This window comes from Novosphingobium flavum (assembly GCF_014230315.1).
Taxonomy (GTDB): domain Bacteria; phylum Pseudomonadota; class Alphaproteobacteria; order Sphingomonadales; family Sphingomonadaceae; genus Novosphingobium; species Novosphingobium flavum.
In genome coordinates, this window is record NZ_JACLAW010000002.1 from 1 (window position 1) to 13,033 (window position 13,033).

9 protein-coding genes and 1 pseudogene are annotated in these 13,033 nt (G+C 64.2%); 3 read left to right on the forward strand and 7 right to left on the reverse strand.

What is annotated here, in order from left to right; all coding sequences use genetic code 11:
- From H7F51_RS02000 to H7F51_RS02010, 3 genes and pseudogenes are all read right to left on the reverse strand, one after another.
- A pseudogene (locus H7F51_RS02000) lies at positions 1-126 on the reverse strand (electron transfer flavoprotein subunit beta/FixA family protein); the annotation flags it as partial.
- 12 nt (positions 127-138) lie between these two features.
- Positions 139-1,314: an acyl-CoA dehydrogenase gene (locus H7F51_RS02005; RefSeq protein WP_185662555.1), complete on the reverse strand. Its 1,176-nt coding sequence runs from the start codon at positions 1,312-1,314 to the stop codon at positions 139-141.
- A gap of 114 nt (positions 1,315-1,428) precedes the next feature.
- On the reverse strand, positions 1,429-2,307 hold the full coding sequence (locus H7F51_RS02010; RefSeq protein ID WP_185662556.1) for a LysR substrate-binding domain-containing protein: 879 nt from the start codon (positions 2,305-2,307) through the stop codon (positions 1,429-1,431).
- Positions 2,308-2,409: 102 nt separating this feature from the next.
- On the opposite strand from H7F51_RS02010, the gene H7F51_RS02015 reads away from it, so the two are divergent.
- The 3 genes from H7F51_RS02015 to H7F51_RS02025 are packed head-to-tail and all read left to right on the forward strand — an operon-like array spanning position 2,410 to position 6,214.
- Positions 2,410-3,633, forward strand: a complete 1,224-nt coding sequence (locus tag H7F51_RS02015; protein WP_221773975.1) for a CaiB/BaiF CoA transferase family protein — start codon at positions 2,410-2,412, stop codon at positions 3,631-3,633.
- A 1-nt stretch (position 3,634) separates the two neighbouring features.
- A complete protein-coding gene (gene ald / locus H7F51_RS02020; protein ID WP_185662557.1) occupies positions 3,635-4,744 on the forward strand; it encodes an alanine dehydrogenase in 1,110 nt (369 codons plus the stop codon).
- A 39-nt stretch (positions 4,745-4,783) separates the two neighbouring features.
- Entirely contained in the window at positions 4,784-6,214 is a 1,431-nt protein-coding gene (locus H7F51_RS02025) for an aldehyde dehydrogenase family protein (RefSeq protein WP_185662558.1), read from the forward strand.
- Positions 6,215-6,238: 24 nt separating this feature from the next.
- On the opposite strand, the gene H7F51_RS02030 is transcribed toward H7F51_RS02025, so the two are convergent.
- The 4 genes from H7F51_RS02030 to H7F51_RS02045 form a co-directional block, all read right to left on the reverse strand.
- Positions 6,239-7,393 (reverse strand): acyl-CoA dehydrogenase family protein, encoded by a 1,155-nt coding sequence (locus tag H7F51_RS02030; protein WP_185662559.1) that lies wholly within the window; start codon positions 7,391-7,393, stop codon positions 6,239-6,241.
- Between the two features lie 4 nt (positions 7,394-7,397).
- Positions 7,398-8,693: an aminotransferase class III-fold pyridoxal phosphate-dependent enzyme gene (locus H7F51_RS02035; RefSeq protein WP_185662560.1), complete on the reverse strand. Its 1,296-nt coding sequence runs from the start codon at positions 8,691-8,693 to the stop codon at positions 7,398-7,400.
- Positions 8,694-8,722: 29 nt separating this feature from the next.
- Positions 8,723-9,883, reverse strand: a complete 1,161-nt coding sequence (locus tag H7F51_RS02040) for a GDSL-type esterase/lipase family protein (protein ID WP_185662561.1) — start codon at positions 9,881-9,883, stop codon at positions 8,723-8,725.
- A gap of 92 nt (positions 9,884-9,975) precedes the next feature.
- On the reverse strand, positions 9,976-13,017 hold the full coding sequence (locus tag H7F51_RS02045; protein WP_185662562.1) for a TonB-dependent receptor domain-containing protein: 3,042 nt from the start codon (positions 13,015-13,017) through the stop codon (positions 9,976-9,978).
- Between the last annotated feature and the right edge of the window lie 16 nt (positions 13,018-13,033).

Sequence of the window (13,033 nt, forward strand, 5' to 3'; positions counted from 1 at the left end):
GGCGATCTCGTCGAACGGGTTCATGCTCATCTTGACGTTGGCCAGGTCCACCCCCGAACCATCCGCCTTCACCCGCGGCTTCACGTTGTAATCGATCACCCGCTTCACCGGGACCAGGATCTTCATCGCCACCTCGCTTCAGAATGCCGCTATTCCGGTGATGGCACGGCCCAGGATCAAGGCGTGGACATCGTGGGTACCTTCATAGGTGTTCACTGTCTCAAGATTGAGCAGGTGGCGGATGACCTGGAATTCGCCGGAAATGCCGTTGCCGCCGTGCATGTCCCGGGCTGCACGCGCAATATCCAGCGCCTTCCCGACATTGTTGCGCTTGATCAGCGAGATCGCCTCGGGGGCGAAGTCGCCGGCGTCAATCAGGTGGCCAACCCGCAGCGCAGCTTGCAGCCCCAGCGCAATCTCCGTCTGCATGTCCGCCAACTTCTTCTGGTAAAGCTGGGTGGCGGCGAGCGGACGGCCGAACTGGCGGCGTTCAAGCCCATACTGGCGCGCCGCCGAATAACAGAACTCCGCAGCCCCCATGGCGCCCCACGCTATGCCATAGCGCGCCCGATTAAGGCAGCTGAAGGGTCCCTTGAGCCCTTGGACACCCGGCAACAACGCATCGTCGGGCACGAACACATCGTCCATCATCACCATGCCGGTGATCGATGTGCGCAGCGACAGCTTGTTGCCAATCTTGGCCACCCCCAATCCGGGGGCGCCCTTTTCCACGATGAAGCCCCGGATAGCACCGTCATGTTCCGCACTTTTCGCCCATATGATGAAAAGATCGGCGATCGGCGCATTTGAAATCCACGTCTTGTTGCCCTTCAGGACGTACCCCCCCGGCACCTTCCGCGCGGTAGTCGCCATCCCGCCAGGGTCAGAGCCAGCGTCAGGTTCAGTAAGGCCGAAGCAGCCGATCAGTTCTCCTGCGGCCAGGCGCGGCAGATACTTCTCGCGCTGGTTTTCCGACCCGAAGGCCAGGATCGGGTAGATCACCAGGCTCGACTGCACGCTGAGCATCGAGCGATAGCCGGAGTCCACACGCTCGACTTCGCGGGCGACGAGGCCATAGGCCACGTATGACGCTCCCGCACCGCCGTATTGTGGAGGAAGCGTTACCCCAAGCAGGCCTTGCGCACCCATTTCCCGGAATATCCCGGGATCAGTGGCTTCACGCTCGAACGCGTCGATCACGCCGGGTTGGAGACGCGATTGGGCATAGCCCTTGGCGGCATCCCGGATCATTCGCTCGTCTTCGCCAAGCTGGCTTTCGAGGCCAAGCACGTCATCCCAGGCAAACAGGCTCATCTGGTTTCCCCAACAAGAATTCGCCCTCGGCAATGGTGACTTTTGTAATTCCGTTAAACAGACGACTTTCTATTATTTAATTCCATATAGCAATAATACGGCTTGGAAATTTCGTCATGCCAGCCCGTTCACAACCTCCCGCACTGCCTTGGGCAAGGTCGCACCTTGAAGCATCACCAGTTCGACCGACCTATCGAGGTCCGATACCGGCAGGTACGACAAGCCCTCCAGCGAGAGTCGTTGGAGGGAAGCTGGAACGGCTGCCACTCCGCATCCCGCCGCCGCGAACCCCGCGGTGGTGATGAAATCCGAATTGCGGACAACCTCGGGCATGGCAAAGCCGCCAGTCCGTGCAATATCGCGGATAACATCGATCAGGCCGACCTCCTCATGGAACTGTGGCACGATGAAACGGGCGCCCGCGAGATCCCCGCACCGCACGCGTCCCCTCCGCGCCAACGCACTGTCAGCGGCCATGGCAACGACCACAGGTTCGCTATGGATAACCTTTGCGACCAGCCCACCCGGATAACTCAGCCGCGGACGCACGATCGCCAGGTCGAGCCGGCCATCGCCGACCGCCGCGATCTGCTCGGGCGTGCCCATCGCAACAGGATGGATCTCAACCTCCGGCAGAGCAGCGCCGAGAGAGCGGATGATTGAGGGCAATACCCCGGTGAGGATGGCGGAAAAGACATATCCGATGCGCACCGAACCGGCGATCCCCCGGGATATGGCCTTCCCGCGCGCCTCGGCAGCTATCAGCTCCCCCACCATCTGGCGCGCCACTTCAAGAAATTGCGCACCTTCCGGAGTAAGTTCCACCGGCCGGCGCTTGTTCCGCAGAAGCAGCCGCATGCCGAGCTTGTCCTCGAGCCGCATCAGCCGTTTGCTAACAACGGACTGGGTGCAGCCAAGCCGATCAGCCGCCCGAACGAAGTGGCGCTCTTCGGCGACCGTGATGAATGCTTCCAGGCTGTCGGGATCAAGCACTCTCGAATAAATTCCATATGACGATCAAAATTGCAAGTTTTGGCGATTTTCAATCAGTAAAAACCGGGTTCAATGCGGTCCTCCACCAAGGACACTTCTCGCATGCCAGCCTACACCGCGGATCGCCGGAATCTGAATGCTCCCCTCGAAGGCCTGCGGGTCCTGGAACTGGCGCGCGTCCTTGCAGGGCCGTGGGCGGGCCAAATACTTGCCGATCTGGGCGCCGAGGTTGTGAAGGTCGAGGCGCCGGCGGGCGACGATACGCGCAAGTGGGGGCCCCCCTTCGTCCACAATCCGGATGGCACGCGCGACGCGGCTTATTTCCACGCGACCAACCGCGGAAAGCGGTCGGTCGTGGCAGACTTCGCATCACCCGAAGGTCAAGCACTGGTGCGCGGCCTCGCCACCGGGGCCGATGTGGTCATCGAAAACTTCAAAGTCGGCGGTCTTGCCCGTTACGGCCTCGACTATCGCAGCCTCAGCGCCACCAATCCGCAACTGGTCTATTGCTCGATCACCGGCTTCGGCCAGGATGGGCCATACGCGGCACGGGCCGGCTACGATTTCATCGTTCAGGGCATGAGCGGCATCATGGATCTCACCGGCGAACCCGACGGGCCGCCTCAGAAAACCGGCGTCGCCTTTGCCGACATCATGACCGGGCTCTACGCCGTTATCGGCATCCAGGCCGCCCTGACCGAGCGGGAACGCACCGGCCTTGGCCAGCACGTCGACCTGGCGCTGCTCGATGTCATGGTCGGCACTCTTGCCAATCAAGCGATGAACTATTTCGTGACCGGCGAGTCCCCGCGGCGGCTCGGCAACAGTAGTCCGAACATTTGCCCCTACGACGTCTTTCCCACGCTGGACGGCCCGTTCATCCTGGCTGTCGGAAACGATGACCAGTTCGCGCGTTTTTGCCGCGCCGTCGGCATCCCGGCAAACTCCGCCGTCACCACCAACGCCCAGAGGCTTCAGCGGCGCGATGAGGTGACTGCCATGATTGCGGCAAGAACCCAAAGCTGGCGACGCGACGACCTTCTGGTGAAACTCGAGGCCGAAGGTATTCCTGCTGGACCGATCAACACGGTGGCAGAGGCCTTCGCAGATCCGCAAGTCCGCCATCGCGGAATGGCTCTCAGCATTGATCGACCAGATGCTCCCCCAGTGCCCGGCGTCCGCCTGCCAATTCGCTTCTCGCGCTCTGTGCCGGTGGCCAGTTCAGCCTCGCCAGCGCTGGGGCAGCAAACGGCTGCGGCTTGGGGGCCTTGGCGAGATCAAACCGGCTTGGCAGGCGGCCAAACGAACTCGAAAGCAGGAGATTGAAATGCGTGTTGGTGTTCCCAAGGAGATCAAGACCCACGAATACCGGGTCGGATTAACTCCCGGCGCGGTGCGCGAATATACAGCACGCGGACACCTGGTGCTGGTGGAGACCGGTGCCGGCAGCGGGATCGGCGCGAGCGACGAGGATTACCTCGCCGCCGGGGCGACGATCGCCGAGACCGCCGCTGAGATTTTCGCCGCGAGCGACATGATCGTGAAGGTCAAGGAACCTCAGCGATCGGAATGGTCGCAGCTGCGCGAGGGCCAACTGCTCTTCACCTACCTCCATCTCGCCCCGGATCCCGAGCAGACACGCGGCCTGCTCGAATCCGGCTGCACTGCCGTGGCCTATGAGACGGTTACCGACGAGCGCGGCGGCCTGCCGCTGCTCGCTCCGATGAGTGAAGTAGCAGGGCGGCTCTCGATCGAGGCCGCAGGCGCCGCGCTCAAATGCTACAACGGCGGAAGGGGGCTCCTGCTGGGCGGCGTGCCGGGCGTTCCGGCGGCGCGTGTCATCGTGATCGGCGGCGGTGTAGTTGGCACACACGCCGCGCGCATGGCCGTGGGTCTTGGCGCGGAGGTGACCCTGATCGACCGCTCGATCCCGCGCCTGCGGGAACTCGACCAGTTGTTCGGCGGGCGGGTACGGACACGCTTTTCCACGCTTGAGACCATCGAGCAGGAAATAGCCTCGGCAGATGCGGTCATCGGCGCGGTGCTGGTTCCGGGAGCGGCCGCACCCCGACTGGTAACACGTGCCATGCTTTCCCGGATGAAGCGGGGCGCGGTGCTGGTCGACGTGGCCATCGACCAAGGCGGGTGTTTCGAAACCAGCCGGCCCACCACGCACGACATGCCCACGTTCGAGGTCGACGGCGTGATCCACTATTGCGTGGCCAACATGCCGGGCGCCGTTCCGCTAACGTCGAGCCATGCGCTGAACAACGCAACCCTGCCGTTCGGACTGGCCTTGGCCGAAGGAGGGCGCGGGGCGCTGGTGCGCGACCCGCACCTGATGGCTGGGCTTAACATCGATGGCGGGAAAGTGCGCAACCGGCAGGTAGCCGAAAGCCTCGGCCTGCCTTTCCATCCCACAGCCGCTGCAGCCTGAGCCGCCGCGAAAACGCCTGCTTCGACAAGGAACCTGGCCGTGAACGATACTTGTGACGCCGCCCCTTTCATTGCTGGCGAGTGGCGCGGGGCCAAGGACCGTTTGGCCCAGCCGATCTTCAACCCGGCAACCGGTGCAGAGATCGGGCGCGTAGTCCATGCGAACGCGGCCGATCTCGACGATGCCCTGGCGGCGACGAACCGCGGATTCCGGGCCTTCCGGGCGATCAGCCCTGACGAACGGGCGCGGATTCTCGTCAGCGCAGCCGCAAACCTGCGCGCACGGGCCGCCCGGATCGCCCGGACCGTGACGCTGGAACAGGGCAAGCCCCTTGCTGAGGCGCTGGGAGAGGTAAGCGCTGCGGCGGCCCTGCTAGATTTCCATGCCGGCGAGGCCGTGCGAATCTATGGCCGCGTTCTGATGCGCGCGCCCGGCAGCCGCAGCCTCGTGCTGCACCAGCCGGTCGGCCCGGTCGCCGCGTTCTGCGCCTGGAACTTTCCCGTGCTCAACCCCGTACGAAAGCTGGGGCCAGCCCTGGCGGCGGGGTGCTCAATCATTCTCAAGCCCAGCGAGGAAACCCCGGCCAGCGCCAGCGAGGTTTTGCGCTGCTTCCTTGATGCAGGCCTGCCCCCTGACACGGCGCAACTCGTATTTGGCGATCCTGACGCCATTTCCCGCCACCTGCTGGCCTCGCCCGTAACGCGAAAGCTGAGCTTTACCGGCTCGGTATCGGTGGGCAAGCACCTGATGAAGCTCGCGGCAGAAACGGTGATGAAGATGACCATGGAGCTGGGCGGCCACGCCCCCGTGCTGGTCTTCGAAGATTGCCAGTTGGACCGGACGCTCGACATCCTCGCAGCGCACAAGTTCCGTAATGCCGGCCAGGTCTGCATCGCCCCCACCCGGTTTTACGTGCAGGAGGATATCTACGACGCCTTCGTCGGTGGCTTTGCCGAACGCGCTCGCGCCCTGCCTGTCGGCAACGGCCTCGACGCGGTAAACCGGATGGGGCCAATGGCAAATCCGCGCCGTCCCGAGGTCATTGCGGCGATGGTCGAAGATGCCCGCAGCGTCGGCGCAAGGCTTGTCGCCGGGGGAACCGCCGGCGATGGATCGGGCTATTTCTTCGCCCCCACTGTGCTGGCAAATGTCCCTCCTGCGGCGCAGGTCATGAACGAGGAGCCGTTCGGGCCAGTCGCGCTGATCTGCCCGTTCAGCGACGACGACGACGCGATCGCGAAAGCGAACCGGCTGCCGTTTGGCCTCGCCGCCTATTGCTTCACCGAGAACGGGCGGCGGCAGAACCTGATGGGCGATGCGATCGAAGCTGGCATGGTGCTGATCAACCAGGTCCGTGCGACCTGGCCCGATGCCCCGTTCGGCGGCCTCAAGGAATCAGGCTTCGGTTCGGAGGACGGCCCGGAGGGTGTGGCAGCTCACCTGAATGCCAAGGCCGTGCACATCGCTTGATCGAACAATCGATGCAGGCGCGACTCAATCGGCTCGGGCATGACGCCGGATCATTTCCCGGGCAATGATCAACTGCTGGATCTGGCTCGTTCCCTCATAGATGCGAAACAACCGGACATCGCGGTACAGCCGCTCAATACCGTAATCGGCGATGTAACCCGCACCGCCGAAGATCTGCACGGCCCGGTCAGCTACCCGGCCAACCATTTCACTGGCCGTATACTTCGCCGCCGCGGCCTCCATGCCGACGGTTGCCCCCTCATCGCGGACACGGGCAGTTTCGAGCACGAGCGCGCGGGCCGCCAGCATTTCCGCGGCGGAATCAGCGATCATCGCCTGAATCAGCTGGTGCTCAGCAATTGGCTTGCCGAACTGCCGCCGCGTAGTGGCGTAGGCGATGGTGTCTGCGATAAGCCGCTCGGCAATGCCCACGCATACCGCGGCGATGTGCAGCCGCCCGCGATCAAGCACCTGCATCGCGATGGCGAAGCCTTGCCCCTCCTCGCCCAGTCGGTTTTTGGCGGGAACCGGGGTGTCGTCGAACATAACGTCAGCAACATGCGCTCCGCGCTGCCCCATCTTCTTTTCCGAAGCGCCAACCGACACACCCGGCAGGCCGCGCGGCACGAGAAACGCCGAGACCCCCCGCGGCCCCGGAAGGTCGCCGACCCGCGCCATCACGGTGAAGAGGTCGGCCTTGTCCGCATTGGTGATGAAGCGCTTGTTACCAGTCAGCCGGTACACGTCTCCCTCGCGGCGCGCCCGGGTCATCACGCTGCCTGAATCCGAGCCGACTTCCGGTTCGGTGAGTGCAAAACTCGTGATCACCTCGCCTGACGCGATCCCCGGCAACCACCGCGCCTTCTGCTCCGCTGTCCCCGCCAGGACCAATCCCTGGCTTCCGATCCCCACATTGGTGCCAAAGGCAGACCGGAAGGCGGGCGTCGTATGGCCAAGTTCCATCGCCACCCGCGCTTCCTCGAGCATGGTCAGACCCAGCCCGCCATAATCCTCGCCGATCGACAGCCCGAACAGGCCCATGGCGCGCATGTCGGCAATCACGTCATCGGGTAGGGCATCGTTCGCTTCAACCACGGCCTCAAGCGGACGCAGGCGTTCATCCACAAAGCGGCGCACTGCGCCCAACAGGGCGTCGAAGGTCTCGGGATCGACCGGCAACCGTCTAGTCCGACGAGGCGGCGCGCTCGGCGATCCGCCGCTTCAGGGCCGAGGTCTCTCCTTCACTGAGGCGGGCGTGCGAGCCGCGCAACGCCTCGAACGCCATTCCGGTCCGCCGCAGCGTCTCATCGACGACCGTCCCATCGTGAGCGTGGGACAGGAACATGTTGTGGAAGGGGTGGAAATAGACCCCATGCTCGATGCACAGCTGCGCCCAGTTGAACCCGATCACGAAATCCGGATCGTCCCGAAACAGGATCTGCGGCATCTGCGCCGGCCCGGTCTGGGAAAGCGCGAAGCCTTGGTCCGCTGCCTGCCGGTCGAGCCCATCACGCAGTCGCTGTCCCTGAACGATCATTTTCTCCAGGTAATCCGTTTCGCGGATCTGCCGCAGCGTTGCCAGGGCGGCAGCCATCGGGACGGCGGAGAACCAGTAGGACCCCGTCACGTAAATGTCGGCCGCGGCCTTGCGCGCCTTGTCATTGCCGAGGACCGCCGAAATCGGGTGCCCATTGGCAAAGCATTTGCCCCATGCGCTGATGTCAGGCTCAATTCCGGTGTGGGCCCAGCTGCAATCGCGCGCGATCCGAAAACCTGCGCGCACGTCATCGACGACCAGCAGCGCGCCCGACGCATCACACAATTCGCGAGCGGTCTGGGCATAGTCCAGGTCCAGATCTTCCTGATCGGCGTAGACATCGTGGCGATAAGGCGCCGCGAAGACGGCCGCGACATCGCCGCGGTGCGCCTCAAAGGCGGCGCGCAGGCTTGCGGCGTCGTTGTAGCGATACGTAACGACGTGCGCCCGGTCCGCCGGGATCACGCCTACTTGTCGCGGCGTGCACCACGGCATCGCACCGTGATAGGCGCCGTCGGCAACCAGCACGGTCGCGTTCCCGGTGTGGGCACGCGCGGTCATCAATGCGATCATCGTCGCGTCGCTGCCGTTCTTGCAGAACATCGCCCAGTCGGCGTGCGCGACCATGTCGACGAAGGCCTCGGCAAGTTCTACCATGAGCGCGCTCGGGCCGGTCATGGTGTCCCCCAGGCGCCGCTGCTCGGCAGCCGCCTGCTCAACCGGTTCGAAGCCATAACCGAACAGATTGGTTCCGTAGCCGCAGAGGTAGTCGATGTACTCGTTGCCATCGACGTCCCATAGCCGGGCGCCGACCGCGCGGCCGAAGAACTGCGGATACCCGGAAGGCAGCATCCCGACCGAATGATGACCGTATACGCCGGCCGGAAGCACCTTCGCCGCGCGTTCGACAAGGTTCAGGTCATTGGTTCGTGCCCTGACCATTTGGCTTTTCCCTTCCATTATAACTACATTCAGCGCGGTTTGGCGAAGATCGCCGGGTCGATGGCCCGCGCCATGACGCGGTAGCCGTCGTCGTTGGGATGAAGCCAATCGCCGCTGTGGAAGCGCGGATCGACCCGGCCCGGATTGGCGGGGTCGCGCAGCGCCCTGTCGAAATCGATGATGCCGTCGGCCGGGTTGTCTGCCCGTATCCAAGCGTTGACGCGAAGCCGGCTCTGCTCTCCCGCTTCGGTAAAGAAGGTCGAGCCGCGAAACGGCGGGATCGTTCCCAAGAACACCCTGATCCGCCGGGCATGGGCATCGGCAATGAGTTGGCGATAGCCCGCGATCAGCCGCTCGCCGACATCCGGCTCCCCGCCAATGTCGTTGATCCCGAGCAGGATAACGGTATCGGTTGCGCCGGGAACCTCCAGCGCGTCGCGCTTGAACCGCGCCAGCCCCGCTTCGCCGAACGATGGATATTCGCCGGTCCGCGTCAGGTAATTCCCGGCGATCCCGGCATTGACGATCCCGATATTGACGCCGGCATCCAGAACACGCTCCGCGAACAGATCGGGCCAGCGCCGGTTGGCCGCAATGGTCGAGCCCACGCCGTCAGTAATGGAATCGCCGAAGGCAACGACCAGTCGCTTTGCCGTGCTGCCTGCCACGTCGATGCCGCTGAGGAAGACTCGCTGCTGCACGCGTCGGTCAGGCACCGCACCGGGCCTGGCCGATCGCCCCTTGAACACCTGGGTGGGATCTTCGCCGCGGCTGTGACAGGTGCAGGGCCCGGTTGGTCCGGGGAGGTAGAGGCTGATGCGCATCTCCTGCAGCGGTATCGTCGCCAGGTCGACCGCGTCGCTGAGCACCTGCCCATGTGCCGGCATGACCATGCGATCGTTCCCGGCGAAGGTCATGTGCATCGGTCGGGCATAGTGCCCGGCCCCATTCCGCAGCGCGATCGTGACGCCCTCTATCGCTATGGGCCGGTCGCCGTACGCGTTGCTGAAGCGCACCCGCAACCGCTTGCCGCCGATGGCCAGCCGGACATGCTGCACCACCGTCTCGTCGGCAAAGGACGGGGAAACCCTCTCGGGGAACTCAGGCGCCGACAGCACCTGCGGAGCAGGCGGTGCCATCCACGCGGTCATCCACAGCGATGCGGCCATCAGCGCGTCATGCGCAGACACGTCGGTCTCCTTGGCTGGACATTGTTCAATCACTCCGGGGAGAAGAGCCTCTGGATCGGACAGGGTCCCTTCTCCCACAATTCCGGCCGGGGTCAGAACGACTTCTGGAGCGACAGCTTGATGGTGCGGCCCAACGGATCGCCGGTCATGGCGTCGTAGTTGAGGTCCTGCCGCGAGAACGGCGGGTCGCGGTCGAACAGGTTGTTCACGCTCAGCGTTGCCGTGGTATACCAAGGCAGTTTGACCCGGTACGTCAGGTCGAACAGCATCGCCGCACTGATGCGTTGCCCGGCCGTGACCGTGCCGCAGGTTGGCGAAACCACTGTTGGCGGGGTGCCGCCGCACGCCGCGACCGTACCGGTCTGCTGCGCCGCGCTGTAAGTGAACAGACCGCGCTGGTCGGTATAGGCTCCGGTGTAGCGCCCGGTCAGACGGAGGTTATGATTGCCTTGTGCGTATTCCACAAAGCCCTGCCCTTTCCACTTGGGCAACGGGTAGGCCACCGTCAGGATGTTGGCATTGCCTGCCGCCTCGAACGCCGAACCGGCCACCGGCACGCCGCCGATCACGAGCTGACCAACCGAGTACTTGTCGACATAAGTCGCGCTGGCACCCAGGTTGACCGTCCCGCCCGCAAGTACATCCGGGATCGAATAGTCGAGGATGAAATCGAAGCCGGACGTCTTGATCCTTGGTCCGTTGATCTGGGTCACCGTGACCCGCGTGATGGTTGATGAGGAGCAGCCCGAGCTGAAGGCGAAGTGCGAGGCGATGAAGGCCGGATCGCCGTTGCAGGTGCCGCCGCCCGCCGGGAAGGCCGCCGCCAGAACGTTGGCGAGCGGTTCGGCGGTCAGGATATCCTTCAGCTGGTAGTTCCAGTAATCAACCGAGGCGCGCAGGCGGCCCACCTCGAAGATGCCCCCGACACTGTAGGACGTGGCCTTTTCCGGCCCCAGGTTGGGATTGCCCTTCGTCTCCACAGGAAGGGTCTGACCAAAGACCACCAGCCCGGCAAGCGAACTGACCGGAGCCACCGATTCCTGCGGCGGCGCGCGGAAGGTGGTGCCTACCGATCCGCGCAGCGCGAACCACGGGAATGCCTGGAATTTGGCGCGGAGCTGCGGATTGAAAGTCGACCCGCCCTTCGCGCCATAGTCCTCGAAGCGAGCCGCGGCGCTGATATTGAATGTGTCGAATACCGGAATATTGAGCTCGCCGAACACGGCATAGATCGTCTGGCTCAGGCTGACCGGCGTTCCTTGCGATTCCACCACCAGCGGCGAAGTGGGCTTGGGAAAGCAGTTCGTGTTGCCGTTGAGCGGCGTGTCCGCGCAGGGGTAAAGCAGCGCATTGGTGAACGAGCCATATTCGGTGCTGTAGCTGTTGGTGCGAACCTGTCCGCCCACGGCCCAGCGGATCGGCCCGCCTGGCAGTTCGATCGGGGCCGTCCCTGAAAGCCCCGCGTCGATATTCATGATCTTGGTAACGAACTGGTACTGCATCTGCGGGAACATCCAGTCGACCAGTTCCTTGTTGTTGTTGGCTAAAGCCGGAACATATCCCGGATTGGTGAGCCCGAGCGGCGGGCTGCCCGGCAAGGCGTTGGAAAACGGGTTGAAGTAGGAGCAACTGCCCACGCCTGGCGTGCCGGTGGCATAGTTGCAGTTGGGGCCGCCCAGGCCGCGCAGCGCAGCCTGAAGGCGGACCGTCAGCGTATCGCGGAAGGTTACCTTGCTGGCATAGCGGCCGTAGGTCACGCCCAGGTTCCAGGCCAAATCGCGTGCAAGGCTGCTGTCGCCCAGCGTTCCGCTCAATTCAGCCGTAGTCCGGAAGACCGAGCGGTATTGCGGGGTGTAGTTCGGCCCGTAGTCGAATAGCGGATTCCCGCCCGACAGGAACGGACGGAACGCGCCCAGCGGAATGAGCGCACCGTTAGTGCCCCACGGAAAATAGTTGGGATAGGCCGCCACGATGGCTTGGTAGCCCGGGTTAGTGCTCGGGATGTAATAGCCGCCCAGCGTGGCCGGCGTAACGGAAGTGTTGAGCCCGCCGAACCCGGCCGGCAATGCCGACGCGGGGACTTCGCGAGAAACGGCAAACGAAGGCGTGCGGTTCGGGCTGGGTGCATCGGTGAACGAATAGAGCCCGTCGATGGTCAGGGTAACCCGGTCCGACAGCTCTGTCTTCAACTTGCCGTAGAACTGGGCCCGGACCTGCTTGTCGACGAGGTTGTCCCACACCGTGTAATGCGCCCGGCACACGGTAAAGCCACCCGGCGTCGGGTTGGTCAGCACTTCGCCCAGTGCCGCGCAGCCGGGATCGGGCAGTGCCGCCCCAAGCTGGGTCGAGCCGTTAAGCGGGATAAACCGGCCGGGGTTTGCCGCCGCCGACCAGCCGCCCTGCGGATTGCTTTCGAAGGGCAGGACCGCCCAGTCGCGCGCCAGCACCGGCAGGTCTGACTTGTACTGAAAGCCGGCTGACAGCATCAGGCTGGTTCGCTCGCCGCGCTTGCCCCACAGCACACTGCCGCTCAAATCGCCGTCAGAACCTGTAATGTAACGATAGTCGGCGTTAAGCTCGAGTCCGTCGAACCGGTCGCGGGTGATGAAGTTGACCACCCCGGCCACTGCGTCGGAGCCGTATGTCGCTGCGGCGCCGTCCTTGAGCACTTCGACCCGGGCGATCGCCGCCGCAGGAAAGGTGTTCACATCGACGAAGTTGGTGAACGTGGGGAAGCGTTTGCCATCGAGCAGGACCAGCGTGCGTTCCGGCCCCAGGCCGCGCAGGTTCACTGACGCCTGGCCCTCGTTGGAGGCGCCCCGCCCAGCGATGAACTGGTTCGATTCGCCAATGATGCCGCTTGCCGCCGGCAGCGCCTTGAGCATTTCGACCGTAGAGGGCGAGCCCTGCTTGGCCATGCTTTCCGCTGTGATCACGTTGACCGGAATGGCCCCCGTCTCGGCCGCGCCCCGAATGTAGGTTCCCGTCACGACGATCTCGTCCGCGGGCGCCTGGTCGGCCGGGCCATTGGTGCCGCCCGGCGCCTGCTGGGCCGCGGCCACGCCGGGCATCAGCGCCGCGGCCATGGCCAGAGCAGCGGTCGAGCAAGTCAAGGCGTTTCGCAAAATGAGCATCTTGGGCTCCCCCCAT